We start from the raw sequence: 25,630 nt of genomic DNA on the forward strand, positions 1-25,630 counted from the left end.
CAGCCACTTCTTGCTATTTCACTGAAATTCATTGATATATTACCCCCGATTTCAATCACCCGTTTCCTTCCACTTTTTCAATTTTTACCCATGAAGAACCGTTTACCCATTGTTCTATTCATCCTGCTTTTTGCGTGTGGTCTGCTGGGCGGGCTGCCGTCGGCACAGGCCTCGCACCTTTTGGGCTGCGACATGACCTATACCTCGCTGGGCAACAACCAGTACCGGGTGAAATTCCGCCTCTACCGCGACTGCTCCGGTATCCAGGCTTCGCCCTTCGTGCTGGAGTGCCGCAACGGCGGCTGTAATGCCACGGCCACCGTAACGGCCCCACTCGTGCAGCAGGGCCCCACTGTTACCGCTAATCCACTGGGACCGAACACGCCCGGCACCTGCGCCAGCCCGTCGGCCCTCTACCCGCTCTACGACTTCACTACCTATGAAGCCACCGTCACGCTGCCCCCCGGCCAGTGGACGATGAGCACGAGCCAAGGCTCGCGCCCCACCATCGCCAACATCGTTGGCTCGCCCGACCTGTATGCCGAAGCCTTCCTCGACAACCGCAGCAGCGGCAGCACCACGGTGGCCAACACTTCGCCCCAGTTCGACCCGCAGGATATTCCGATTCAGTATTCCTGCGTGAACCAACTCAATTCCCTCGGCTTCTCTTCCATTGAGCCCGACGGAGACTCGCTGGTATATGCCCTGGTGGCTCCACTGGGGGCTTGTGGCACGCTCATTTCGTATGCTCCTTACCTCAACCAGCCCGCGCCTGTGCTCATTAGCTCGAATCCGGTCTGCTTGTTCAGTCCGGTAGCATCGGGCAGCAACAATTTCTCTCCTACCCTGCCCCTCCCGGTAGCACTGGATACAACCGGCAGCTGCCCTCTGCTCACCGGGCGCCCACGCTTCAGACTCAACCAGACGGCCCGCACCATCACGTTCATGCCGAACGTGTACACCCCAGCTACATCGGCCGCCGATGGGCGCAACAAGTACCAGGTAGTGGTCGAAGTGACCGAATACCGCCGCATCAACGGCGTGCGCCGCGTAGTGGGCCGTGTGCGCCGTGAGGCCGTGGTTATCGTTATCGATTGCGGAGCCAACAATGTTCCGCGCCCAGTGGTGGCCGTGGCTCGCACTATCAACTCCGGCACCAGCACCTACAACTCTGTCGACTCTACGCAAATCAATGTTGCCTCGTGCAGCTTCTCCCGTGTCTCGCTCAACTTCACCGACCCCGACAACCTGCGCACACCCAGCGCCCACCAGCTGCTCACCGTTACGCTGCCGGCCGATATTAACACTAACTCTCAGCTGCTGTCCTCGGGCGACATTGGCTCGTTCTCCATTACCGGCAATGGTACCGAGAACCCGGTTGGTACGCTGTATTTCCAGCCTTCGCCCAGCATGGTAGGCCGGCTCATTCGCCTCAACTTCCGGGTTGAAGACAATGCCGCGCCCGTGAAGGGGGTGCAAACCCGCGTGGTAGTGGTGCGGGTTGTGCGCAACAACGCCGCCTCGCTGGTAACGGCCGGGGTGGCCGGCGGTGGCTCGGCCGACCTATGCGCCGGCGGCACGCTAGTGCTCCAAGCCAACGCCATGCGCCCGGACTCGGTGCGCCGCCTCTCCAACAACACCACCGTGCCCCAGACCTACGCTTACTTGTGGACGGTGCGCGGCGACGGCCTAAACCAAGCCCAGGCCACCAGCGCCACCATCAGCGTGGCCCCCACGCGCACCAGCCGCTATAGCCTAACCGTGTCGCCTCTCACCGGCTTCGGCACCAGCTGCAGCGATACCACGTCGGTACTTGTGCGGGTGCTGCCGGCCGCAGCCGCTCCGGTGGTTACCCGCAACGGCCTTGTGCTCACCAGCAGCTACGCCACGGGCAACCAGTGGTACCGCGACGGTTTGCCCATTGCCGGTGCCACCGCCCGCACCCTCACAGTTACCGCCAATGGGTCTTACTCGGTGCAGACCCTGGTAGCGGGCAGCGCCCTCGGTAGTTGCCTGTCGCCCTTCTCAGCGGCGCAAACGGTGCTGTCGGCACAGCAGGCGCTGGCCGGGGCCAGCCTGAGCGTGGCCCCCAACCCCACGCCCGACGGCCGCCTCAGCGTGGTGCTCACCGGCTACCGCCTGCCCGTCGAGCTCACCGTGCTCGACGCCCTGGGCCGCACGGTGGGCCACGCCGCCATTGCCAGCCCCAACCCGCAGGGCACCGCCCAGGCCCTGGACCTGACCGGCGTAGGCCCCGGCGTCTACGTGCTGCAGGTGCGCACCGCCGCCAGCCTCGAAACCCGACGCATCGTCCGCGAATAGCGTAATTTAAGACATAAAAAAAGCCGGTTCACTTCGCGAAGTGAACCGGCTTTTTTGCACTCTGAACTTAGTACCGGAGACGGGAGTACACCATTCAGTAAAGCAACGAAGGCTTTCATATACAAAACACGCCCTATTGTCCCAAAACAGCATAATCAACAAGTCGTCCCTCATTCTTTACTTTACTTTTTACGGTCTTATAAGGAATGTTTGTCCCCTATGTTGCCCCCCATTCCCCGATTAACCTTAACTTTACTGGAGCATACAAGCTCTAGTTATGGCTACAGTTTCTTTTGAACTCAAAGACCCTAAGTCGGAAAAGCCGACTGCAATCCGTATCCTTTTCAACCGACAGGATGGACGGCCCAGAATAAAAATCTATACGGGCGATAAGATTCTGCCAGCGTATTGGTCGGCAGGAGATATTCAACGCGCTATAACCAAGGCGCGAGGGATGGATGATGACGTGAAACGCGCTAACGAACTGATTAACCTCAGTAACGAGCGGATGGGCAAACGACTCCTAGATTTTTGGGGAGAGTGCCGTGCCAAAGGCTATTTACCCACTGATGCCGAACTACGTGCTGTTGTTGAGCCGGAAGCCACACAGGAAGTATTGGCTGAGCGGCCACGCCCATTACCTGATTTTTTGGCTTATAAAGAGCGCAAAGCCCGCACCCTACGTCCTAACACAATCAAGGCCATTGGCACGCTCTATAATCATCTGCAACGCTATGAAGAGGCTATTGGCAGGCCATTGGAGTATTCACACTTCACAGTGCAGTTCTGGCACGACTTCACCAGCCACCTGCTCGATGTGGGCAATCTGGTTGACAATAGTATCGCCAAGCATTTAGCCCATTTCAAGCCTTTTCTGAGCGATGCTTTTGAACAAGGTCGGAATCCCTTACAGGACTATAAACGCTGGCGGTGGAAGCGACGCGACCCCGACGTAGTGGCACTGACCCGCGAAGAGCTTCGTGACCTTGCAGGCGTGAATCTAACTATGCTGCCGGATGCTGCACGGTTAGAAAACGCCCGGGCACTGTTCTTAATTAGTTGCTATACTGGCCTCCGCTTTTCCGATGTAGCAGCACTCAAGCCCGAGCACCAAAAAGGCGAGTGGTTGCAACTCACAGCACAGAAAACAACTGAGAAGCTGACTGTGCCTCTACGGGGCAACTTAGCTCTGCCGCTGTTAGCCGATTTGTGGGCTGGGAAAATACGTGCCATTTCCAATCAAAAACTTAATAAGTATATCAAAGACGTGGCGCGTATGGCCAAGCTGAACGCCCCTACTGAGCAGGTAGAATACCGGGGCAGCCAACGCACAAGCACCACGCTTCCCAAACACGAAATTATCAGTTCGCACACAGGCCGCAGAACATTTGTGACGCTTTCGCTCGAAGGGGGCCTATCGTGGGAGACAATAATGAAGGCCACGGGCCACCGCGACTTCAAATCATTCCGCCGCTACATTCAAGTAACACCCGAACGGCTGTTGGCCGACTTTGCGCGAGTTTGGGCTGAACAGTAATCAGTTAACGCTCTCAACACCTATGGACATTTCTGTCAAGAGCCTTTGGTATAAAACCATGCGAGAACTGGGCCAATCCCCAGAGTATTATTCGCCGGAGATGCGGCAAAAGTATGCTGTACTCAAAGAGCAATTAGAAAGCGGGACTGATGGCCCTGATTTCCCCTGGGATGAGTATGAACGGTTAGTGGAAAAAGATTGGCACAGCAGGCTGCATGAAGGCGGAATGGCTAAGCGTTTTTTCCTCGAAATTAAAGCAGAGCTTGCGGCCTACACTGATGAAGTCAATCGCTTCAATAAGTACCCTCTGACTCGTGCCAATGAGCACAAACAGCTTGTCATCATTAACCGACTTGAGAAAAAAAAGGCGCTACTGGACGCCCAAATGGATTCACTGGACCGAATAATAAAGGCTGAACAGGAGTTGTTTGGCCTGCACTTGCCCCCATCTGCTCCGTCAACGCCAGCAAGTAGTGCATCCATCATTATCACCCTGGAGAGCCTGTGTTATGGCGAGGACATTCAAAGCCAAGAGGACCTAGCCAAAAAAATTGACAAAGTCTGGGGGCACGTAAAGGGCAAACTCACAAGAGTTGCCAATTCTCCCGCAGCATGTGCAGGGGTTTATAAGTTGCTCGTATGGTTAGGCAAGCTCCATTATGAAACTCCATCGAGCGATTGGAAGGCCGCGATTCAGGAGCGGTATGGGGTAATCATCCCTAAAGGCGTTGACGGCTACCGCATAGAACCAGCACCAAATTCTAAGCCTTTCACACGTGCCGTATGGCAGGCATATTCCTTTATAAAAGCAACTTATCCTGGTTGGGTTGCTGGCAAGAATTTACCACCAGTTTACCGCAATTTGCCAACGCTGGGGAAAGGGTAAGAAAGGCCCTTAATGTTGTACTGTAAGCGCAGCCAAGAGCAACTCAGTTCGGGCTTTCAACGCAAGCACCAACATATTAATGGCTACTGTAAGCCAAAATCACCAATCACCTTTGGGGCAAAGCCCTGCCTTGACGGCCTATACTGGAGGACCCGATTTTAACAGCTCAATTGCTGACTTGGCAGCTATTTTCTCTCAGTTCCAGTTTGTTCTTGAGCAGCGCGTTCGGCACATCGCCCGCGAAGAACACACACAGTTACTAGCTGAAATGGCCGCAGACGCTGTCTGCATGGACCGCAGTGAGGACAATTTGACGGTCAACCAGACTGCCGACATTCTTGGTATTCGTCCTCAAACCGTGTATGAATGGATTCAAGTTGGCAAGCTGAAAGCTCACCGTATGGGTAAGGGCAATCGCACCCTACGCCTCAAGCGAGGGGATGTGGATGCTGCGCTACAGGCACAGATTCAGCCCTGCGGGCGTCGCAAATACGCGCGTCGCGTCAATGTTTCACTTATGCGGAAGGATACCAAGGCAGGGGCAGCAGTATGCTAAATCGTGATGAGGTTTTCCGACGCACTAACAACGGGCGCGACGTTTTCTGGCACTACTTCGGCCAGGAACCCAAGGCAGGCCGCAACTTTCAGAATCCGTTTGTAGGCAAGCAGCAAACTCCTTCGTTTAACCTCTACCCCAATGAGGCAGGCGAATGGCGCTATAAGGATTTTGCTACTCAGGATGAGGGCTCTTGGCTTGACTTTGTGATGAATCTGCATGAACTTAACATGCCCGAAGCTCTAATCCGCATCGTGCAGGACTTGGGGCTGACGGACGGTGTGCATTACGAGGCGAAAGAGCCTCAGCCCTCTGTGGTGGCACACCGCAATACGGCGCGGCTTTTCCACGCGACGTACCGTGCTTTCACCGGCGAGGAACTGGGATATTGGCAACAGTACGGTATTGGTCCCGGTATTTTGGGAAAATACGGTGTTCGGGCGGTAGAGCAATACAACGGTACACGGGCAAATCAGACAGCCTATACCATTACCGCCCGTACTAACAACCCAATTTTCGCATATGATATAGGCGAAGGTTTTGTTAAAATGTATGCGCCTTATGCGGCCAACAAAGCCTACAAGTTCACCTGGCCTACCGGGCAGCCTACTGGCTATGTCTTCGGCTTGACAGAATTGAGTTCCCGGCAGTCCGTCATTTTACTGGCGGCAGGAGAAAAGGATGCCATGGCCTTGAGCGCCCATGGCTACGCAGCGGTCACCGTTGGCAGTGAGAATGTTCTGATTCGACCAGAATTGGTTACCGAATTAAAACGTCGTTGCGACGAATTACTCATTTGCTACGATGCCGATGAGACAGGCCGCCGCCGCGCTGCCGAACTAGCCGAGGAACATGGGCTTCGCTGGGTTGAATGGCCTGCCGAATTGCTACCGTATGGCAAGGATGCCGCCGATTTCTTTCGAGCCGTTCATCGCCAAGAACTCTCGCCAGATTTACTGCGGCATGCCATTGACAATGCACGCTCACCACTACCAGAGGCAAGTGTAATTGATGAGCAACAAGCTGTAGAACACACCCTACCCACGTTTGCGCTTGATGCCTACGAGCAATTGCCCGATTTCCTACGACGGGCTTGCGCTCCATTTGAAGGGCACGAAAAGGCAGTGATGCTGATGAGCTTGTTGGGCATATTATCCGGCTGTTTTTCAGGTGTAGGCGGATACTATGACCAACGCCGTTTCGGGTTGAACCTGTTCACGTTCGTTATTGCTCCGGCTGCAAGTGGCAAAGGAGTGATGAGTTTCGCGCAACGTGTGGCACGTCCTTACCACAAAAAGCTGCTGCACAAAAGCAACGAGGCCCGAACCGCCTACGAAGCCGAATGGCAAGCCTACAATGCCGCTGGCAAAGGCAAAGCGATACCTCCTTCGTCTACCCCGCCTCCGCATCAAATGCTTTACCTGCCTGGAGATACCACTGCTGCTGCGCTGATGCAAGCCTTGGCCGATAATGATGGACGTGGCATTATCTGCGAAACCGAAGCAGATACTCTCACTTCGGCCATGGGAGGTGAACACGGTAAGTTTGGTGACAAATTGTGCAAAATGTTCCAGCATGAGCCTACTCCCCTCATGCGTAAGGGTGATAAGTTGTATTTGGAATTGGAACGCCCGACCGTATCGATTGCACTAACCGGAACGCCTGGCCAACTACCCCGCCTCATGCCGAACGCCGAGAACGGGCTAACGAGTCGCTTTCTGTTCTATTCCTTTTTCCAGCCTCACATTTGGCGCAGCGGTGCTCCTAATGGCCGGCGCCCGCTTGAGCCATACTTCGACGAAATGGGCGAAGAATTAATTCGCATGATTGAGGCCACTCCAACGCTGGACGAAATGGGCACGGGAGGGGTTAATATCACCTTGTCCGAAGCAGATTGGAACCGTCTCGATGTAGCAGGGCAGGCCGGACTACTTGAGGCCGTTGAGGCCGCTGCTGACGCAGGTGCCAGTTCCGCGTATCGACTGGGTCTGATTGCCTTCCGAGTTATTGGGCTTTTAACAACCTTGCGCTGCTATGAGCACGGCGAGGTTCCGAGTGGCCAAATGCAAGCAGACGCACAAGATGTCACGACTGCCCTGCATATTATGGAAGTTGCCCGTGCTCATGCCCTGCACGTTTTGGCTACTTTGCCCGCAACTAAGTCGGCGCGTCCGGTGGGGAAACACATGCAAAAGGCGGGGCTAGTTGCTCAAGCAGTTTCTATGAAACGAGAAGGCATGAGCGTTCGTCAAATCGGCAAATCCCTGAACGTTCCACATTCAACGGTACAGGATTGGTTTAAGGCCGAAGCTGCATAGTGTACGGAAATACGTTGTCCGAAAAACCGGACAGCGAACAAACCGGACAGGCCATCGCCTCACTTTGTCCTTCAAACTCAAATCTGTATCAACATAAGCCCGGCCATTCGCTGGGCTTTTTGTTGATATGACAAACTCGACTGCATATCCTCCATGCCGGCGGAAAGCAAGGCCAGGCTGGACTTGGCCGATGTAATGTGCTGCGTAAAGCCCCAGCAGCGCCTTAGAGAAACAGCACAGGCTAGGCACTTCTAGTGCTCAGTCATCGTCATCCATTTGGTCACCTTCTTGGTACTCTTCGAGTTCTTCCATCCCAATCTCCTCTCCCTCTACCTCATAGATGAGTTGCATTATTTCTGAAGAGAAGCTGGTAAACAAGATTCGTTTCGTAATACGAAGTCCCGGATAATAACTACTGGGCTCGCGGAGCATCGAATGCAATTCGTCTCCTGACACAGGGTAGCTCCCCGTTAAAGCATAAAACCGCTTTACTTGCTCGTAGGCAGCATCTTGTGTCTCTCCCCAGTGTGCGTACTCTTCCCGCAGTTGGTCAGTCGCTTCGGGAAGGTTATGCATCGCTGCCCAGTATCGCTTGCGCATGGCCTTATTCATGCGTTGATTCCAGTAGATGATGAGACTCAAATTGGGGCTGAGGTGAAAGGGTTCTAGTCTCATTACACAAAAAATGAAGAAGACAAGGGCTGCATACCACCCAAGTTTGGTGAGGCTTCGTAACGGTACCGCTCGATACCCAGGGCGTAGGCAATGGTGACCTGCCGAGTTAGGCCGGAATGGCTCACGGTGATGCGCCGCGCATCGACACGCAGTTCCAGAGCTTCGACCAATAGGATGTCACCCAGTGCCGGTAGCAAGCCGCTCACTTGGTACAGGCCGGTCAGCGCCTGCGGCACATAAAAAGCGCCTTGTTCGATGTGTCCCAAAACGGATGAGGAAGCAAGTGCCGTATAGGCCAAGTCCTTTATTGGAGCTTCTTCTGCCAAACGCCCCCGGTGCTCCCACTCCTGTACAAAATCGGCTACACGAGGTGACCACTGCACGCTAACCATGAGGTCATGAGCTAGAAGCCAAGATTCATCTAAGTGAAGCATATTAGGAGTAATGAGCAATGAACAGGGACGCAAAAATACGCATTATAATCAAAATGCCACATTTATGATGCGTTTTGCACTTAGGTTGCAGCGGAGCTTGCCACCGTGAAATATGCAGCCGGCATCAGGGCTTTTGGCCACCACCTCCGGAGGCTACGACGAGCGCGGAAGCTCACGCAGGAGGCCCTGGCAGACTACGCCGACATTTCCCGCCCTACTGTGCAGCGCATTGAAAAGGGAGAAACTGCGGCTACACTAGAAGTGATGCTTGCCTTAGCTAATGCCCTGCAATTACCCTTGCGCGAATTAGTCGATGCGCCTGGCATTGATAGCATTGACCCAATACCGTAATAGCAGTTCGCTTTTCCGCTAGCCATTTCTGAAGGACAGCGATGCACACCCGGGGGCTAAGTGGTAGAAAGGCGGGGGTGGTCAGGCCCAAAAGAAACGAAAATGTCCGACCGGGTGGGGTCATTTTCGCACAGAGCCAACCTATTCGCATACGAAAAGCCTCCTACACTCCCTAAGAGTTGTGAAAGGGCGAGGAAACGGTGCGTAAACAGCCCGGTTATTCTTCGATAGAATAACCTAAATGGCCTCTATAGGCTCCTTTTCAACCTTTTTCAAAGGATGCGCTCAGAGTTGCGCACAACCTCGCGCAGAAACTAGCATAGTGCCACTCGAATGATTCGAATGGGTGACGCTCCCACAATAAAATTCTATGAGCACCCTACACACACGTAGCTGTTATGCTCACAACTAAGGCCTCTAATGTTTCCCAAAGAAATAAAAGGAGTCAAAACGGCGTATCCAGCCTTATCACCCTTTTCAACTATCATAAAATCTGATTGTTGTCAATAAATTTCAATAGGCAATCTACTGCAACTGCAAATGTCAGCTGAATCATCAATTACCAGCTTGAGCAAGTCAAAGAATCAGTCAATTACCCATTATTTTGACTATTATCATTCGACTTGCTTATAATACCTCTCGCCTCTTGTCCTTACTATATCAGTGCGGTAAGGACTCGCATCCAAGTATCCTGAGTTGCCTTAATCAATGAACACGGGCGTAACAGCCACCTTCACACCATTTGACTACTTCAATTGAATGTAGCGCGTTTATACTACCACCGTTTTCGTAGACTATTCCATGCCCTAGAGCGGGCTGCCGAAGAGGGCGTGGGCCCGTTGCCGTCCGGCGCCAAGGGAGGGGGCAATCAACCCCGGGGCGACGCCGATTTCTTGCAAGGCTTGTTCATTCCAGCAAGAGGCAGGGGCCGTCACCCAGACAACCCGCGCATTGCGCTGAAGCAGGGCCTTGAACAACGGGTAGCAATACCCGAAGTCCAGGTGGAAATTGCTCACGTCGAGCAGAAGGGGCTGGTCGGAAGGCAGCCCCTCGACGAACCGGGCCAGGGTGTCTTGCTGGCGCATGGCAATCGTCCCGTACATCCGGGCCTCAAAGGGCGCGCGCCGGGTAATCTTGCAGGGCAGGGGAAAGGCAAAGTATTGCTCCAAGTCTTCCACGTACTCCTGGTGCTGACGGGCCGGAAATTTGCGGCGGACCACCCCGAGCACGGCTTCCACCACGCGGTGTTCGGGCGTTTGGGGCCCGGGCGACCAGAAATGAAAGGCGTTCTGCTGGCTGTCCCGGGCGACCGTGTTGTACACCGTGACCCCGTCCGTCCCCGGGCGGGGGTGAGGGTCCAAGCGAAGCAGGTCCACCGGGTCCAGCGCCGCGAAAAACTGGCCCAGTTCCCGGGCCGTGAGGGGTACGCTGTCCGCGGCCAGCACCGGGCCCTCGTCCAGGGCCTGCGCCACGGTCAACGAAACCTGCCCCGCGCCGTTGGCCGCTTGGATGCGAACCCGGCAACCCGGCATAAAGGCTGGATAAAAGGCACCTTCGTACCGAAAGTGCTGGGGGAGGGCAGCGGGCGGTTCCCGCTCCGGCAAACAAGCGGATAGCCAGGCAACCGGCAGAAGGAACAGCAGACGTTTCATGTAGGAGGCGCGGGGCGGATGGCCACCGTAGGGGCTGTATAAGCCAAGACTGGGGTACGGAGAGAAGAATAACGAACAATAGTAGTTTCTAATGCTCCTTACCGTGAACCGCTGCCCATGGCCGCTTATCTAGCTTAGCTAAGTGAACCGACTGTCCGGATAAAGTTTAAAAAACTCGTCTACGATTGAAAGTTTACGAAACGCGCATTGGAGATGAGTTTCGTGAACGTCTTTGGAATAGATGCCTTCATCCGCGCGGAAGTCTTATTGGGTAACACAGTCGTGATAGGCTAGTCCCATTTGGTATGCGAAACGAGCGGACCAACTGGCCCGCTCGTTTCGTTCCCAGCCATCCAGACAGTTCGGACGGCCCGCCGGACCCGCTACCCCTTTTCAACTCTGAGGAGTATTTCCCGTTGAACGGAGCAGACCGTCGACTCGCCCTATGCTCTTACTTTCCCGCATTTCCTGGCTGCGCATGGTAGCCGCTTGGGGCGTTTTTGCCTTCCTCATGCTGTTGGTTGCCTACGGGCAGGCCATCACGGGTACCGGGCCGGTGTTGTGGCGCACGCTGCTGCTGGGGCCCTTGCTCTACGGGCTGATTGGGGCCCTGCTCACGCCGGTGGTGTTTATGCTCGCAGCGCGCTTCGACCTCACGGCGGGGCGGGCCCGCTGGCTGCCCTATCTGCTGGTGCACGCGGCCGCCAGCGTGGTCATCACGGTGGCGTACCGGGCCTTGTTCATGGCCACGCTCTACCTGGTGGGCGGCTCGGACGCGCCCGTGTCGTGGGCCACGATTCTGGCGGGGTTCAATTTCTGGATTCCGCTCTACTGGATGCTGCTGTTCGTGGCCTACGCCCTGGACTACCACGACAAGTGGCAGCGCCGCAACCTCGATGCCGTGCGCCTGGAAATGCAGCTGGTGCAGGCCCAGCTGCACGCCCTCAAGCAGCAGCTCAACCCGCACTTTCTCTTCAACACCCTTAACGCCATTGCCACGCTCATCGGCGACGAGCCCACCGCCGCCCAGCGCATGATGGCCAAGCTCGGCGAGTTCCTGCGCCTCGTGCTCGACCACACCGACGCCCAGCAGGTGCCGCTGGCGCAGGAGCTGCACTTTGTCGAACTGTACCTGGACATCGAGCAAGTGCGCTTTTCCGACCGGCTGGCCGTGACCTACGACGTAACTCCGGCCGCGCTCCCGGCCCTGATTCCGCACCTGCTCTTGCAGCCCCTGGTCGAAAACGCCGTGCGCCACGGCCTAAGCGCGGGCGGCACCGGCCGGCTGCACATCGCCGCCGACCGGCAGGGCCAGCAGCTGGTGGTGCAGGTGCGCGACTCCGGCCCCGGCCCCGCGCAGGCCGGCCCCCGGGGCGTGGGCCTGGAAAACACCGAGCAGCGCCTGCGTGCCCTCTACGCCGACCGGTACGTGCTGCGCCTGCTGCCCGCGGACGGCCAGGGCACCGTAGTCCGCATCGAATTACCCTTTCTCGTTTAAACGTTGGCCATGGACCCCATTCGTACCCTCGTTGTGGATGATGAGCCGCTGGCGCGCCGGCGCATTGCCCAGCTGCTGGCCGACCAGCCGGGCTTCGCTATCGTGGGCGAGTGCGGCACCGGTGCCGAAGCCGTGGCCGCGCTTTCCCACGGGCCAGCCGTGGATTTGGTATTCCTCGATGTGCAAATGCCTGATTTCAACGGCTTGCAGGTCCTGCAACAACTACCGGCTCAGCCGTTGCCGTTGGTCGTATTCGTGACGGCCTACGACCAATACACCTTGCAAGCGTTTGAGGCCCACGCCGTGGACTACCTGCTCAAGCCGCTGCACCCCGACCGTTTCACCCGCTGCCTGACGCACGTCCGCCAGCGGGTCAGCCAGGTGGCCGCGCCGGCGTGGGAGGGGCTGGTGCAGGCGCTGCCCGCGCCGCCGGTGGCCTTTTCGACCCAGCTGCTGGTCAAACAGCCCGGCCGTTTCTACTTCGTGCCCGTCGAGCAGGTGCACTACCTCGAAGCCACCGGCAACTACGTGACGGTGCACGTGCCGGGCGCCACCCACCAGCTGCGCGCCACGCTGACCCAGCTGGCCCGGCAGCTCGACCCGGCCCGCTTTCTACGCATTCACCGCTCCCTGATAGTGAATACCACCCACATCAAAGAGCTGCGGCCCTGGACGCACGGCGAGTACCTGCTCACGCTGCACGACGGTACGCACCTGACGTCCGCACGCAGCTGCAACGAAGGCATTCAGCAGTTCCTGCGGCAATTCGTCTCCTAAGTCCAACTATTAGCCGGACCAATCGCCTCAGACATAGTGCTATTCGTCCCGCTAAAAGGCCACTTCGTCACGGAGAATAGCCGTTGCCTAACTTTTGCCCGTATGAGCGAGGGTCGCGCTTTATGAGTGGCGCGGCTTCGCTTACCCGGCCTACATGTCTGCTACTACTACCCCGCTACCTGGTGCTGTTCCTTTCCTTCCGGCCACGGCCGAGCAAGCGTTAGTAGAGCGCCTGCTGGCCCGTGACGAACGCGCCCTGGGGCAGTTGTACGAGCAGTACGCCCGGAACCTGTTCACCGTCATTCTGCGGGTGGTGCAGGACGAGGCGCTGGCGCAGGATGTGCTGCAGGAAGGCTTGCTGAAAGTCTGGCTCAGCATTGGCAGCTACGAGGCCACGCGGGGCCGCCTGTTTACCTGGATGGTGCGGGTGTGCTGCAACCAGGCCATCGACGCCCTGCGCAGTCCGCGTTACCGCTTCCACCGCCGCAATCCGTCGCTGGAAGCCGCCGGGGCCCAGTACGCCCCGGCCCCCACGGCCTTTCATCCCGAGCACATTGGCCTGCGCGAGCTCATCGTTCAACTCAAACCCCGGCAGCGGGAGGTCATCGACCTGCTCTACTTCGGGGGCTGCACCCAGGCCGAAACGGCGGAGCAGTTAGCCATTCCCCTGGCTACGGTGAAAACCCGGGCGCGGGCCGCCCTAGTGGTGCTCACCCGCCTAGCCCGCTAGCGGCACCGGCTGGCCAATTAACCCGTCTTTTCTCTCATTTTTTACTTCATTCTCTGACCCGATGGCCAACCTGTACCGCTTTCGAATGCCCGCCCTCCTTGTTTCGGGCTTAGCCGTGGTGGCGGCCGCTGCCTGCCAGGGCAGCTCCGACACCAAGACCAGCACTGAAACCGCCATCACCCAAGCGGCGACGGACACCGCTGGCACTGGGGCCACGCCGGTTGCGCTGCGCACCGGCAACGCCGAGGCCGGCCGCGACGTGTACCGCAACGAAACCTTCGGCGACGAAGGCTTCTGGACCGATGCCGTGCGCATGCCCCAGGGCATGAAAGCCGCCAAGCTGACGGTACTCGACGCGCTGAAAGCCGGGGTCAGCTTCGACGTGGACGCCATGCCGGCCGACCTGAAAGCCGCCTTCGCCAGCGAGCTGAAAACCGACCACTCGCCCGCCCACGCGCCCAAACTCAACGACCCCGCCACCCTGGATGCGCTGGTGAAGGCCAACGCCGTCATCGGCATGGTGCCCAAGGGCGGCAAAGTGGGCGTGACCTGCGCCCTGTGCCACGCCATCACCGACAAGTCCATGTACGAGCTGACGGGCAAGGGCACGATTGGCCGGCGCATCGACGGCCCCACGCCGCACGGCCTGAACGTGGGCAAGCTGCTGGCCACGGCCGCCAACTCGCGCGCCCTGTTTCCCACCTTGCAGCTCCAGCAGCCCGATGGCAGCACCATTGGCCGCGCCCCGAAGGGCCTGACCGCCAAATCGACCGAGGCCGAAGTAGATGCTTACCTCAGCAACCCCAAGTTCTACCCCGTGGGCACCTTCGACGACTCGCCCGATGGCAACGGCAACTCCGTGCACATCACGCCTTTCTTCCGGCAGGATTTGGCCGCGCCCTACGGCTCCTCGGGCCAGAACGATAAGCTGGACGACTTCAACAACACGGTCTACACGGCCCTGTTCGACCAGAGCAACCTGCTCTCGCCCGGTGGGCGGCAGTTTATGCACGCCCTCGGCGCAGCGGGCGGCGACTCCATCGTGGCCGGCTACGCGAAGGTGCTGGCCGCCACGGGCGTCACCGGCTACCCGTTCGTGACGGCCCACCTGCAGGGCAAAGCCGGCGACCCGCCCACGCCCACCGGCAAGCGCGTGGACGAGCAGAAGCTGCGCGACCTGAACGCCTACGTGTCGAGCCTGCAAGCGCCCAAGGGCGTGGTGCACAATGCCGCGCAGGTGGCTACTGGCCGGGCGCTGTTCATCGCGCAAAACTGCACCTCCTGCCACAACACCAACCAGGGCGTGGCCGTGCAGTCCAAGCTCGTGCCGATGAACGTCATCTGGCCTGGCTACGCGCCCAAAGTGCTGGCCCAGCGCCAGGCCCCGCTCACGCCCATTCAGAATGCCCCCGGCACCTTCGATGACAAAATGGTGGTGGTGGATGCCAGCCCCGGCGGCGGCATGCGCGGCAACGCGCTGCCCCTGCTGCTGGACCTGGCCCGCAAGCCCGTGTTCCTGCACGACGATTCCGTGCACAGCCTCGAGGAGCTGCTGAACCCCAAGCGAGGCAAAACCGCGCCGCACCCGTTCTACGCCGTCACCCCAGCCGAGCGCACCGCGCTGATGGCCTACCTGAATAGCCTGGATACCGACAGCAAATAAATCATTACCCATCAAGTTATTGCCTTGTTAGAGGCGCGTCTAATTCGGTTGTTCCCCATTCTCCCTTCTCATGAGTTACTTCAAAGCCGGACAGGACGGCTAGGCGGGTGCTCAAACCAAAAAAGCCCCGGTCCTGCGAAGGGCCGGGGCTTTTTTTGGTGTGGTAGCGGGAGCCGCCCACTGGCTTACGGCCGGTTTACTCCCCGGGCGACCGCTGCGGTTTTCGCCGCGCCGACAGCAGCCACAGGCCGCCGGCCAGCAGCGCCACCGCGGCCCCCACGACGGCGGCTTTGGCCAACCCCGGGGCCGGCCCTTCTGGTCTCACCCGGGCAATGGAAGCGTCCGTGAAGGGCTGCCGGTTGGTGACGGCCAAAATCAGGCGCGCGGCTTCGGCGGGCTGGTCCCACTGCGGAAAGTGGCCGCAGTGCTCAAACCAATATAGGCGGGCGTCGGGGAATTTCGCCAGCGCCAGGGCCGACTGGCTGGGCAGGCACACCCGGTCCTGCCGGCCCCAGCCAATGACCAGGGGCGCGGGGATGCTGCCCTTGGGCGCGGGCCGCTGCACTTCGCCGTGCGCCAACTGGTCGAGCAACTCGTCGAAGGCGGGCGAGTGGGCGAAGCTGTACATCTCGTCGCGGGCCAGCTGCGCGTCCACGGCCCAGGGCCGGGCCGAAAACTGCGGCAGCAGCACGGTGCGTCCCACGGCCGAACCGGCCAGCGCCGGCATCACCGGCTGCAGGGCTGTCACCAGCTTCCCGGACAGGGACACCGAGTGATAGAAAACCGGAATCTGCCAGCCCTGCCAGAACCCGCCCGGGTCCAGCGACACCACCGCGCCGAGCACGCCGCCGCGCCGGGCCAGCTCCAGCACCAGCCGCGCGCCCATCGAACTGCCCACGGCGTCGATGCCGAGCAGGTCGTGTTGGGTGAGAAAGTCCGTCACCGCATCGGCCAAGGTGGCGATGGAGTGGATTCCTTTCAGTTTGGGGGTATCGCCGTGGCCGGGCAAGTCGACGGCAATGACGTCGCGCTCGGCCGCCAGCGGGTCGAGGATGGCGTTCCAGGACCGCCAGCTGCCGCCGATGCCGTGAACCAGTAAGAGGGGGCGGCCGGTGCCGCGGCGAACGAAGTGCAGGTCCATAATTGAAGAAGGGAAAAGTGTAACCCCTTAACGCAGGACCGTGATAAACGACTCACCGCATTGGTCCGCCTGATGTTTAAGAAAACGGTGGTTATTCTTAGCAAGAATAGCCAAACACGTCTCATTTGGCTAAAATCGCGTATTTATTAATTATGCGCGCAATATCGCGCACAACTGGTGCCTCATTATATTTACTAAGTCCCAATGGGCACTTTCACTATCACCTCTAGAAGCATTACTAGCAGCTCTGTATTCAAACTTTCTATATACTAATAATGACGTGTCTACTACTGATGCTAGTCAAGCCTATAATGAAAGCCAACGAAATGGTATTCGATTGGCCTGATGCTTTCGTACAATAGCAGTCGCAATGGGAAAAATATATTTATTTAAATATTCCAATAACTAAGTAAACAATTATAGTTGTAAGCCCAGCAAGAAGGCATAGGGCTGCGCTCATTAGCAACCTGTACCTGGTTTTATATGCCATTCTCTTGTGCTCTTTAAATACCTCTATATCAGCCATATCTATTACCTGGCTATTCGGAAGCAATCCAAGGAAACACTGAATTACAGAAGCAGCAAAAAACAATATTACAAGCAGCTTAACACCTTCAGCGTTTTCTAGCACTTTATCATAGAACACGCTAAGCCCCAATAAAGCAGAGCTTATTGTCAATATTTGCCTAGTAATATCATTGATAACAGCTAGGTTATCCTTGATTGACTCAGCCATCCATTCAACATAGAACTCCTCCTCTTCTGACAACTTTTGTCCCGTCTGCATACTATGGCATTTATTAATGGACGTTGGGCGTTATTGCTCAACCTTATTAGTAGCACCGCATTCTTTACATTTTAAGTACAAGTACTTCGGACTGCTTGAGCTGCTATTTATCGGTTTTTTAGGTGTCCACGCAAAAACAGTTTCCTCTCGGCTAGTGTCTTTAGTGCGGTAATCATTTTCCTCTCCACATCCGTGGCATTTGTACTTTGGCATCTTTCAAGTAGGTTTATTGAATTAATGTGCAATAAAGGAATAAAATACTGATTGACTTAGCCTATGCTACTTTTTATCGTCTAGCCGGTTCGAATCCAATAAAATGTTATTTGCTTAGTTAGGATAACACAACTACTCCAACAGCAGCAAATAACAGCGGAAAATAACGGCTATCAAACCGAGCTGTGTCCTTTAGAACTCTTTGTATATCAGCATCGCTTAGCACAATAGACAGGGGATTATATAATGGTGAGTATACACTGACTAACTGACAAAAGAAGCCTGTATGTAGGTCAGTGGCGTCAAATACCATGTCTATTACCACAGCCCCTCGCAACGATGCACGCGCTATCCAAACGTATTTAGGCAAAACTAAACCAGCCGTCTGCCGACGTTTTTGAGCACTTCCCACTTGACTTTGGAGAAGCTCTTCTTTGTATTTATTACTGAAAGACAAATAAATATCCCAAACTAATGGTGCTTTTGGTTCTGTTGGCAAGAGAATAGGAAGTAGAATACTAAATAAGTCATTAAATGGAGCAGCTTGCTGGTAAATCTGTTCGTATTGAATCCGGATTTCACTCACGAGGGGCACGGCAGCAGCCATCAACCATGCTTGCTCACGTACATCCCAATTACTGTTCTGAGGCCAAGCTGTTTCCAACATTCCGGTTTCTTCGTTGAAACCCAATCGGGAATAAGGACCGATACCATCGTCATGAACATACATGCGTTTGATTCCGTCGGATAGCAAGACCATGCTGTTTCCTGAAAAATCATAATCTGGTTCGGGAGAGCGGTAGCCGGTGGCTGTCACCAAATGCCCACCGAGGTTTTCAAACTTGATAAATAGAAGTACTGGCAGCCCCATACGTAAGTAAGCATGAATGAATGCTTTTGCCTCTCGTAACTGCTGGCCTCGCTCCTCCTTCTCTAATTCGTTTGGATATTTATATGTATTGCGCAGCTCTGACACCAGCCCTACAGACCGAATGGCGTTCAGAATCTGAAAAGTATCGAGTCCTTTGTTGGGAAAGCTGCGGCCACTGTGATTGAACAGGTTACCAGCTGCCTCGGTGATGTAGTAAGGTGAAGGCAGTGCCGTTTGGAATAGAAAGGCTGTTTTATGAAATGCCATCCATAAGGCGGTAGTGGCACATGCGCTCACATTGGTATCCTGCTGCTGGAAAATCAGAGTACTGACGGTGAGCGGCTGTCCCAGCAGGTTTAGATGATAGGGGCGCTGCACGGGGTAGTGGCGCTCCTTCTTATCGCCGTTTTGATAAGGACGTAGCAACGTGGCTCCTATAGGAGCAGGCAGTGGTTTCACTACAATATAGCCTATATAGGAGGCCCAGATAAGATGCTGCGGGTCGCCAAGGGCTGCCGTTAGCTCCTCCTCAGCAAACGCCTGCCTAAAGAAATGGATTCGCTTGCACCACCGCTCGTAGCGGGTGAAGCACAGAGCGTAGTAGTTAGCATAATCCGTCAGATATGACTGGCTCATGTAGGGCACCTCGACCAAGATGGTTTGCGCATTCCAGCCATCATCCTTAGGCCCTAGGTACTCGCGGAAACAGGCATAGTGCTGGCTGTGGCGAGTATCTGCCGGCGTTACCCAGTCGTTGCTAAGGGCTTCGGCTAAAGCATCTTCTGTGTAAGGAACGATTTGGTGAACTATCTGGGTAGCGGGCATCGGAAGGGAGAAAAAAAAACGGCGCCCCAATAATGGAGCGCCGTTCAAAAGTAGTAAGTACTGATTAGAAAGAAACCGGTACGTGTAGGCGAGTGCGGTCGATAACGGCCTTTTCCTGAAGCGATTTTACCTCCCGGAACGTTTGCTCTACGCGTTGCTGGTATTTGTGGCTTTGCAACTGCGCCTTCACCCGGCTCAGGTCGAGGGCAGTGCTGGACTTCGGGGAATTTGCCATAGGGAGAAGGAAAAGAGAATTACGAAAATGGAGTGCAAAGGTACGCATTACCTGGCGATAAATGCGTTACGGGAAGCAAGTAACGAATAAACCGCCGAAAACCAACCGCATTACAGTAGGCTTACGGTCAGCAACCAAGCGGGTTCAGCGACTGCAACCCGTTGTACGAATACCCCCGGTGACTGCCGACTGACAATTCATGAAAGCAGAGTAACAGTACTGTGTTATACCTCTTCAGCATAAGCTGTGCAGAGGCTCTCGAACAAGGACTTCATTGCTTCGAAGTGCTCATGCTCCCGTAGTGACTCTATATCGAATTGGAGGCAGCAAGCAATATCATGGGCTGAGAAATAGTTGGCATGAATCAATACCTCTCGAATCTGGTCCTCATCCAACGAATATTCACGTTCTTCAGGGTTGTGGCTTTCAAGCAAGAACTGGCTTAGACAGCTATGAAGTATCGGGCGCATCAATTCTTGGATGACCGCAAGCTGACGCAACACTTCAGCAATTTGTATGTCAGCTGCCGGCTTAGTCTGGTAGAAGATGTTTCCGTTGGAGTGGGCGATACTGTTACGGTCTTTTACCAGCTTAGTGAACTTGCCGATGTGTTGTTTCTCACAGTCTATAAGCCGCATGAACTTAAAGACGTTACTCTCCTGGGCTTTGCTGAAGACGAATGGCGAAGTAGCTTCCAGCATCACCTCCTCATCTTGATGGAACAGTAGAGCATTGGCGAATAAGCTTTGGCGACTGGTACGGATTTGCCACAGCGAACAATACACACCACTCATAAACAGCATGTGGTAGGCCAGTAAGGCAAATTGGTATTGGCCGGCTTCATAGTTGCTCGCAAAAGCATCCCAAAGAAAGCTCACGTAGTCCTGTTCGTTCTGATGCTTGAACGAGTTGGGTAGATAGTCCATAATTGGGGTAGCCTCTTCCATGATATGGCCTCCCAACTAGCTAACAGATTCTACTTGTTGAACGGCTGCGCCCCACACCCGTCCGATAGCAGACTGTATCCGCGTATCCATTCGCTCAATCAGTTCTCGGTTGGCGGCCACTAGCCGCTGCTCGGCTTCGATTTCAGCCACCAGCTGGCGCTGGATAGTAAGGTCGGGAAGGGGAAGCTGATATTCTTTGAAGAACCCACTCTGTACGCTTTCAACTGTTACGCCTGGCTTGATAGCGCGTCGCAGAATGTTCTCGCTTTCGCTTTTCATGAAGTAGAACAAAAACTCGACATCAAGCCCTTCTTTTTTGGGTTTAAAAGCCGTAATATCCTGATTAAAGCACATATCTTTGGTTGTCAATGCCAAAGGCAAGGCGTGCTTCAGAATACTAGAGCGTACAACACATAAAAGCGTATTGGCTGGCACTAGACGAGTTGCGCTTGATGCAACAGCCTCATTACTCACATGGTCTTCCGTATCAACCAGGAAGTCGCTTTTCATGTCTTTAGGCGAAACCCACGGAATACTTCCAGACCAGAAGGCTGCTTCTGCCTTAGAAGGTGTACCGCCGGAACTTGTAGCATAGTACTCCCCTAACTCCACCACGGGCCATTCCGGCTGCACGGCGATACGGGGTTGGTATGCAGTCAGCACCTGCTTTGCCCCGTTTATTACCCGCTGGTAACCCGTTATTTCCGCCACAATTTCCTGCTGCACCACCAGCGGAGGCAGGGGGATTTCTAGGGTACAGAGGGCACTCTTTGAAATTTCCTTAAATGTGCCGCCTGTAGCCATTGCTTCCATTTGCGGCACCAATTGCGTCATCATCAGAGCCACGAACTCAGGAATAGCCCGTGCTTCATCCACAATGCTGATATTTTTGAAGCCCTGATTAGTAGCCAACGGTACACGGGCAATGCCAATGCGGCCAATTGTAGCGCGGGTAGAAACTATAACGGTATTCAGGGGCAATACTTTAGCCGATGAATTGCGCAAGCCCTCCTCACTAATAGTGCGCTTTGTGTGCGTAATATCAGTGATAAAGTCATTCTGGGGTAAGTCTGCTAGTGTGGCCCAATTAATGCCGCCGTTCCAGTAGGCTTCTTCTGTTGATGAAGGGGTACCGCCGCTATCAACTTGAAATACCTCCTTGTTACCTAAGCTAACTAACTCAAAATCGGTAATCCGCGCACTACCATCTCGGTATCGCTCCCCACTAAGATTCCAGTCAACGTTTTCACCGATTCGGCTTTTCTCCACGAGGTGCAGCCCGTCCAGTTTAGAAGTCGTAGGTCCAATAGCAGTTTTGCGCAGGTGGTGAAACCAGGCTCGGAGCTTGGCCTTAGCTTCGGGCAGTTCCGACCCAATAGTTTCGCGCCGCTGGGCTCCCAGGCCAAAGCCGTCGTTAGTGATTTTGACAAACAGCACTTCCTGAGCGTGTCGAGCTAGGCGCTTATCGAGAATCAGCACCGAAGTTTTCACGCCGCTATACGGCTGAAATACGCCAGCCGGCAGGCTCACTACGGCTACTAGAGAGGTACGCACCAACTCCTTGCGTAGTGCCCGGTAGGCGGTGCCACTTTGGAAAATGATACCCTCAGGCACGATGATAGCCGCCCGGCCTTGAGGCGAGAGATGTTCAGCAATGTAGTCCACGAACAGCACTTCGGAACGATTGGACTGTATTGAAAACTGCTTGTGAGGTCGAATAACACCTCCGCCCTTCGGCGACATAAAGGGTGGATTTGCCAGAATTACGTCGAAGGTATCGTTCCAGTGCTCTTCGCTCGTGAGAGTATCATATTCTTCTACCGACGGATTGGGGAAGCCGTGCAGGTATAAGTTGGCTAGCGAGAGGCGCACCATGTCAGGCGAAATGTCGTAGCCCTGGAAGTTGCTCACCAGACGGGTACGCTCGTCGGGCGTGAGGGTATCACCGGGGCGTTGCTTCTGGTTGTTGGCTAAGATATGCTTGTAGGCCGAAATCAGGAAACCGGCAGTGCCGCATGCAGGGTCGAGCACGGTTTCATTTTTCTGCGGGTCGATGACATCCACCAAAAAGTCAATCAGGTGGCGCGGGGTCCGGAACTGCCCTGCGTCGCCCTGCGCACCCAACACCGAAAGCAGGTATTCGAAGGCATCGCCTAGGCGTTCGGAGTGGTCATAGCTGAAGGAATTGATTTCCTTGAGGAAGGCCCGCAACGTTTCGGGGTCGCGGTAGGGCAAGTAGGCATTCTTAAAGATGTCGCGAAACAGCGTGGGTATGCCGGGGTTCTCGTTCATCTTAGCAATGGCCTCCGAATACAGGTTAAGTATATCCTGCCCACCCATGCCGGGTGCCATGAGCTGTGACCATCCAAAGCGGGCATAAAGCCCCGCAAAATACTGGCGCTTACCGCCCAACAATTCTGAGTTGGCGTCCATGTCGTCCATGAACTTGTAGATGAGGGCAATGGTAATCTGTTCTACCTGCGACTTGGGGTCGGGCACTTTGCCCACCAGAATGTCGCGGCAGGAATCTATTCGGCGTTTGGTTTCGGTATCGAGCACGGGGAAACAGAAATGAGAAGTAGGAACGTGTTGCTGGCTTACAAAAAGCGGTTCAGCGGCACATAGTCTTTAATGTAGTTGGAAATGCGGTTGCGCCAGCCCTGGGGTACGGCTTCATAGTCCATCATGCCAAAACTGGGGTTGGTGTAGAGGCCGTTAAGATTCTTATCGTCGAGGATAGTGCGTAGGTGTCCATCGGTGATATAAGCTTTGAAGAAGTACTTCATGGCTACAATATGCTCGGCATCGGCTGGTTTGTAGTCTAGCACAAACCGGTCGAACTCTTCTTCTAACAGCTCATCCTTTGATTTGAAGGACGGAATACGGCCGAAAGCTTTTTCCAGCACTTCGCGCACGGTCAGCCGTCGGTCGAGGCCCGCCGCCCGGCGCAGCTTTTCAAGGTTAAAATATTCCTGGGGCTTATCGAAGAATACTTTAATCAGGTGTTCGGTGGCCTGTTGCCACTGGCCGGTTTCTACTTGGCGGCGTAGCTCATCATCGGCCTGCACTTGTTCCTCAAATTTCTCGAAGAACATCCGGTCAATCTTCATTCCTTCCAAGCCGATATGCTGCTCCTGTAAGGTGCGTACCGCGTCGGGGTCGAGGTGCTCATAGTTGCCGACCGTGGGTTGCCCACCGCCGAAATCATCATCCCGTTTGGCACTGGTGGTGCGAGCCGGCAGTTTCAGTACCTCGTCGTAGTTGAACCGCTCTTCGAAGTATTCACAGTTGGCAAAGAAGTCGAAGAGCTTAAACCGGGTTTTGTTGGGCTCGCGCATCAGCTCCTTCTGGTCCTGGTCGAACAGTTGTTCGAGGAAGTTGTGCTTACGAGTCCCCCGGCCCTTGATTTGCACAAAATCGGAGGGGGAGAAAATGGGCCGCATCAGCGCCAGATTCAGAATATCGGGGCAATCGTAGCCGGTCGTCATCATGCCCACCGTCACGCACACGCGGGCCTTACTGGTTCTGTATTCAGGCAGAACGTTAGCTGTGCCCAGCAGCCGATTATTGGCGAAGTTGATGGTGTACTGCTGTGCTCCCGGCACTTGGGAAGTTACCTGCACCGCGAAATCGGACTGGTAGCGACCAGGGTAGAGCGTATCGGCCATTTCATTGAGTAGCTGCGCCAACTTAGCCGCATGCGCCTGGCTCACGGCAAACACAATGGTTTTTCCAAACTCCCCGCTCACAGGGTCGCGTAGTCCGTGCCGCATCAGGGTTTCACAGAGCACCCGGTTGGTACCTTCCGAAAAGAACTTCTTTTCAAAATCGCGCTGGAAGTAGGTTTCTTCGTCGTCGTCGTTTTCCGTTTCACTGGCATCCAGCACGGCATATCCTTCATCTGAAAGCAGTTGCGTAGTAATATCGGTGCGAGCATCCACCACCACGGGATTTATCAGGAACCCGTCGCGCACACCATCCAACAGCGAGTAGCGAAACGTTGGCTGGCCCGATTCACAGCCGAATGTGCGGTAAGTATCCAGCATCATGCGGCGCTCCAGTTCACGCGGGTCGCGGCTTTTGGATTCCGCCGCGTCGAAGCGTTTGAGGTAGTCGCGGGGCGTGGCCGTGAGGCCCAGCTTATAACCGATGAAATACTCGAACACAGCCCGCGCATTGCCCCCAATGGAACGGTGGGCTTCGTCAGAAATCACTAGGTCGAAATCAGTCGGCGCGAACAGTCGCCGATACTTCCCATTAAACAACAGCGATTGTACCGTTGTCACCACGATTTCGGCCTTACGCCATTCGTCGCGCTGTTCCTTGTATATGATTGATTTAGCGTCGTCCTTCAGCAGCTTTACAAAGGCTTTATTAGCTTGGTCTTCCAGCTCCAGTCGGTCCACAAGGAATAGCACCCGCCGTGCATTGCCGGTGCGCAGAAATAGCTTGATAATAGCGGCTGCCGTGAGCGTTTTACCGGTGCCAGTAGCCATTTCAAAGAGAAAGCGGTTCTGTCCTTCATCCACTGCTACCTGCAACTGCTGAATGGCCCGCATTTGGTAGGGCCGCAAAAACCGCAGATGATTCTTCTCAATAAAATCCGGCCGCTCCGCTTCGTTCTTCCAGCCGGCTTCGTTGGCATAGTTCGGCAGCTGCGTGAGGGTGATGTAATCCTTGCCAACTACTTCGGCCACCAACTTTGTGGGGTTCGGCTCAAACTTCTTGTAACCCGCCACGGAGTCTGGTCCCGGAAACCGTGAAATAACGTAGGGACTGCCCTGGGTCAAATCCCAGAAGTAATGCAGATTGCCATTGGAGAGCAATACAAAACGGCAGTTCTGGGCACGCGCATACTTGCGGGCCTGCTCTTTACCCACAAGCGGGTCCTTATCCTCAGCCTTGGCTTCCAAAACGATTAGCGGGGCGCTTCTCTCATCCAGCAGCAGAAAATCAATAAAGCCGTTCTGTGTGCTCTCAAAATCATCACCCAATGCAGATACCTGCGACGTGGTAAGTTTGACATTCGGCTCAAGCACAATGTTGGCTTTGCCTTCATTGGAATCGAAGAAGCGCCATCCGGCTTCCTCCAATAGCTTATTGATTTTTATTCGGGCAGTAGCTTCTTTATTAGCATTAGCCATAGAGTAGATAGGCAAAGGTTAGTCGGGTACAGCTCTGTATGCTCAAATTTAGGTTCGAACTGCCGAGT

The 25,630-nt window shown here is 55.3% G+C and carries 20 protein-coding genes; 10 read left to right on the forward strand and 10 right to left on the reverse strand.

Annotation, left to right across the window (positions count from 1 at the left end):
* The first annotated feature begins 90 nt into the window (after window positions 1-90).
* The 5 genes from I7X13_RS14295 to I7X13_RS14315 all read left to right on the forward strand — a co-directional run bounded on the left by I7X13_RS14295 (window position 91) and on the right by I7X13_RS14315 (window position 7,619).
* On the forward strand, window positions 91-2,322 hold the full coding sequence (locus I7X13_RS14295; RefSeq protein WP_198076010.1) for a T9SS type A sorting domain-containing protein: 2,232 nt from the start codon (window positions 91-93) through the stop codon (window positions 2,320-2,322).
* A 277-nt stretch (window positions 2,323-2,599) separates the two neighbouring features.
* Window positions 2,600-3,859 (forward strand): site-specific integrase, encoded by a 1,260-nt coding sequence (locus I7X13_RS14300; protein ID WP_198076011.1) that lies wholly within the window; start codon window positions 2,600-2,602, stop codon window positions 3,857-3,859.
* 22 nt (window positions 3,860-3,881) lie between these two features.
* On the forward strand, window positions 3,882-4,745 hold the full coding sequence (locus tag I7X13_RS14305) for a hypothetical protein (protein ID WP_198076012.1): 864 nt from the start codon (window positions 3,882-3,884) through the stop codon (window positions 4,743-4,745).
* 79 nt (window positions 4,746-4,824) lie between these two features.
* A complete protein-coding gene (locus I7X13_RS14310) occupies window positions 4,825-5,301 on the forward strand; it encodes a helix-turn-helix domain-containing protein (RefSeq protein WP_198076013.1) in 477 nt (158 codons plus the stop codon).
* Window positions 5,295-7,619, forward strand: coding sequence for a DUF3987 domain-containing protein (locus I7X13_RS14315; protein WP_198076014.1), 2,325 nt, complete (start codon window positions 5,295-5,297; stop codon window positions 7,617-7,619). The genes I7X13_RS14310 and I7X13_RS14315 overlap by 7 nt, the downstream gene beginning before the upstream one ends.
* Window positions 7,620-7,877: 258 nt before the next feature.
* On the opposite strand, the gene I7X13_RS14320 is transcribed toward I7X13_RS14315, so the two are convergent.
* Window positions 7,878-8,294 carry a hypothetical protein gene (locus tag I7X13_RS14320; RefSeq protein ID WP_198076015.1) on the reverse strand — a complete coding sequence of 139 codons (417 nt, stop codon included), beginning with the start codon at window positions 8,292-8,294 and terminating at the stop codon, window positions 7,878-7,880.
* A complete protein-coding gene (locus tag I7X13_RS14325; protein WP_198076016.1) occupies window positions 8,294-8,728 on the reverse strand; it encodes a hypothetical protein in 435 nt (144 codons plus the stop codon). The genes I7X13_RS14320 and I7X13_RS14325 overlap by 1 nt, the downstream gene beginning before the upstream one ends.
* A 105-nt stretch (window positions 8,729-8,833) precedes the next feature.
* Between I7X13_RS14325 and I7X13_RS14330 the strand changes: the two genes are divergently transcribed.
* Window positions 8,834-9,079, forward strand: a complete 246-nt coding sequence (locus tag I7X13_RS14330) for a helix-turn-helix transcriptional regulator (RefSeq protein ID WP_198076017.1) — start codon at window positions 8,834-8,836, stop codon at window positions 9,077-9,079.
* A gap of 806 nt (window positions 9,080-9,885) precedes the next feature.
* On the opposite strand, the gene I7X13_RS14335 is transcribed toward I7X13_RS14330, so the two are convergent.
* On the reverse strand, window positions 9,886-10,731 hold the full coding sequence (locus I7X13_RS14335; protein WP_198076018.1) for a hypothetical protein: 846 nt from the start codon (window positions 10,729-10,731) through the stop codon (window positions 9,886-9,888).
* A 445-nt stretch (window positions 10,732-11,176) separates the two neighbouring features.
* On the opposite strand from I7X13_RS14335, the gene I7X13_RS14340 reads away from it, so the two are divergent.
* The 4 genes from I7X13_RS14340 (at window position 11,177) to I7X13_RS14355 (ending at window position 15,399) form a co-directional block, all read left to right on the forward strand.
* Window positions 11,177-12,229, forward strand: a complete 1,053-nt coding sequence (locus I7X13_RS14340) for a sensor histidine kinase (protein ID WP_198076019.1) — start codon at window positions 11,177-11,179, stop codon at window positions 12,227-12,229.
* A gap of 9 nt (window positions 12,230-12,238) precedes the next feature.
* Window positions 12,239-13,006, forward strand: a complete 768-nt coding sequence (locus I7X13_RS14345) for a LytR/AlgR family response regulator transcription factor (RefSeq protein WP_198076020.1) — start codon at window positions 12,239-12,241, stop codon at window positions 13,004-13,006.
* Window positions 13,007-13,160: 154 nt separating this feature from the next.
* On the forward strand, window positions 13,161-13,736 hold the full coding sequence (locus I7X13_RS14350) for an RNA polymerase sigma factor (protein ID WP_198076021.1): 576 nt from the start codon (window positions 13,161-13,163) through the stop codon (window positions 13,734-13,736).
* 85 nt (window positions 13,737-13,821) lie between these two features.
* Window positions 13,822-15,399, forward strand: coding sequence for a c-type cytochrome (locus tag I7X13_RS14355; protein ID WP_198076022.1), 1,578 nt, complete (start codon window positions 13,822-13,824; stop codon window positions 15,397-15,399).
* A 196-nt stretch (window positions 15,400-15,595) separates the two neighbouring features.
* Here I7X13_RS14355 and I7X13_RS14360 read toward each other — a convergent pair whose 3' ends face one another.
* The 7 genes from I7X13_RS14360 to I7X13_RS14390 all read right to left on the reverse strand — a co-directional run bounded on the left by I7X13_RS14360 (window position 15,596) and on the right by I7X13_RS14390 (window position 25,562).
* Entirely contained in the window at window positions 15,596-16,540 is a 945-nt protein-coding gene (locus tag I7X13_RS14360) for an alpha/beta fold hydrolase (protein ID WP_198076023.1), read from the reverse strand.
* A gap of 385 nt (window positions 16,541-16,925) precedes the next feature.
* Window positions 16,926-17,327 carry a hypothetical protein gene (locus tag I7X13_RS14365; protein ID WP_198076024.1) on the reverse strand — a complete coding sequence of 134 codons (402 nt, stop codon included), beginning with the start codon at window positions 17,325-17,327 and terminating at the stop codon, window positions 16,926-16,928.
* A gap of 331 nt (window positions 17,328-17,658) precedes the next feature.
* A complete protein-coding gene (locus I7X13_RS14370; RefSeq protein WP_198076025.1) occupies window positions 17,659-19,236 on the reverse strand; it encodes a hypothetical protein in 1,578 nt (525 codons plus the stop codon).
* A gap of 64 nt (window positions 19,237-19,300) precedes the next feature.
* Entirely contained in the window at window positions 19,301-19,471 is a 171-nt protein-coding gene (locus I7X13_RS14375) for a hypothetical protein (RefSeq protein ID WP_198076026.1), read from the reverse strand.
* Window positions 19,472-19,695: 224 nt separating this feature from the next.
* Window positions 19,696-20,418 (reverse strand): hypothetical protein, encoded by a 723-nt coding sequence (locus I7X13_RS14380; RefSeq protein WP_198076027.1) that lies wholly within the window; start codon window positions 20,416-20,418, stop codon window positions 19,696-19,698.
* Window positions 20,419-20,433: 15 nt separating this feature from the next.
* Window positions 20,434-22,977, reverse strand: a complete 2,544-nt coding sequence (locus I7X13_RS14385) for an N-6 DNA methylase (protein WP_198076028.1) — start codon at window positions 22,975-22,977, stop codon at window positions 20,434-20,436.
* Between the two features lie 38 nt (window positions 22,978-23,015).
* The gene (locus I7X13_RS14390; protein ID WP_198076029.1) at window positions 23,016-25,562 is read right to left on the reverse strand and encodes a DEAD/DEAH box helicase family protein; all 2,547 of its coding nucleotides are present in this window, start codon (window positions 25,560-25,562) and stop codon (window positions 23,016-23,018) included.
* Between the last annotated feature and the right edge of the window lie 68 nt (window positions 25,563-25,630).

Origin of the sequence: Hymenobacter negativus, from assembly GCF_016056375.1 — a bacterium.
Classification (GTDB): domain Bacteria; phylum Bacteroidota; class Bacteroidia; order Cytophagales; family Hymenobacteraceae; genus Hymenobacter; species Hymenobacter negativus_A.

What these genes read in the sequence shown, in the direction of transcription:
- I7X13_RS14340 (WP_198076019.1), top strand. Translation starts at nt 11,177, where the DNA reads ATGCTCTTACTTTCCCGCATTTCCTGGCTGCGCATGGTAGCCGCTTGG.
- I7X13_RS14375 (WP_198076026.1), bottom strand. Translation starts at nt 19,471, where the DNA reads ATGGCAAATTCCCCGAAGTCCAGCACTGCCCTCGACCTGAGCCGGGTG.
- I7X13_RS14295 (WP_198076010.1), top strand. Translation starts at nt 91, where the DNA reads ATGAAGAACCGTTTACCCATTGTTCTATTCATCCTGCTTTTTGCGTGT.
- I7X13_RS14350 (WP_198076021.1), top strand. Translation starts at nt 13,161, where the DNA reads ATGTCTGCTACTACTACCCCGCTACCTGGTGCTGTTCCTTTCCTTCCG.
- I7X13_RS14365 (WP_198076024.1), bottom strand. Translation starts at nt 17,327, where the DNA reads ATGCAGACGGGACAAAAGTTGTCAGAAGAGGAGGAGTTCTATGTTGAA.
- I7X13_RS14390 (WP_198076029.1), bottom strand. Translation starts at nt 25,562, where the DNA reads ATGGCTAATGCTAATAAAGAAGCTACTGCCCGAATAAAAATCAATAAG.
- I7X13_RS14305 (WP_198076012.1), top strand. Translation starts at nt 3,882, where the DNA reads ATGGACATTTCTGTCAAGAGCCTTTGGTATAAAACCATGCGAGAACTG.
- I7X13_RS14370 (WP_198076025.1), bottom strand. Translation starts at nt 19,236, where the DNA reads ATGCCCGCTACCCAGATAGTTCACCAAATCGTTCCTTACACAGAAGAT.
- I7X13_RS14315 (WP_198076014.1), top strand. Translation starts at nt 5,295, where the DNA reads ATGCTAAATCGTGATGAGGTTTTCCGACGCACTAACAACGGGCGCGAC.
- I7X13_RS14300 (WP_198076011.1), top strand. Translation starts at nt 2,600, where the DNA reads ATGGCTACAGTTTCTTTTGAACTCAAAGACCCTAAGTCGGAAAAGCCG.
- I7X13_RS14345 (WP_198076020.1), top strand. Translation starts at nt 12,239, where the DNA reads ATGGACCCCATTCGTACCCTCGTTGTGGATGATGAGCCGCTGGCGCGC.
- I7X13_RS14325 (WP_198076016.1), bottom strand. Translation starts at nt 8,728, where the DNA reads ATGCTTCACTTAGATGAATCTTGGCTTCTAGCTCATGACCTCATGGTT.
- I7X13_RS14310 (WP_198076013.1), top strand. Translation starts at nt 4,825, where the DNA reads ATGGCTACTGTAAGCCAAAATCACCAATCACCTTTGGGGCAAAGCCCT.
- I7X13_RS14360 (WP_198076023.1), bottom strand. Translation starts at nt 16,540, where the DNA reads ATGGACCTGCACTTCGTTCGCCGCGGCACCGGCCGCCCCCTCTTACTG.
- I7X13_RS14380 (WP_198076027.1), bottom strand. Translation starts at nt 20,418, where the DNA reads ATGGAAGAGGCTACCCCAATTATGGACTATCTACCCAACTCGTTCAAG.
- I7X13_RS14355 (WP_198076022.1), top strand. Translation starts at nt 13,822, where the DNA reads ATGCCCGCCCTCCTTGTTTCGGGCTTAGCCGTGGTGGCGGCCGCTGCC.
- I7X13_RS14320 (WP_198076015.1), bottom strand. Translation starts at nt 8,294, where the DNA reads ATGAGACTAGAACCCTTTCACCTCAGCCCCAATTTGAGTCTCATCATC.
- I7X13_RS14335 (WP_198076018.1), bottom strand. Translation starts at nt 10,731, where the DNA reads ATGAAACGTCTGCTGTTCCTTCTGCCGGTTGCCTGGCTATCCGCTTGT.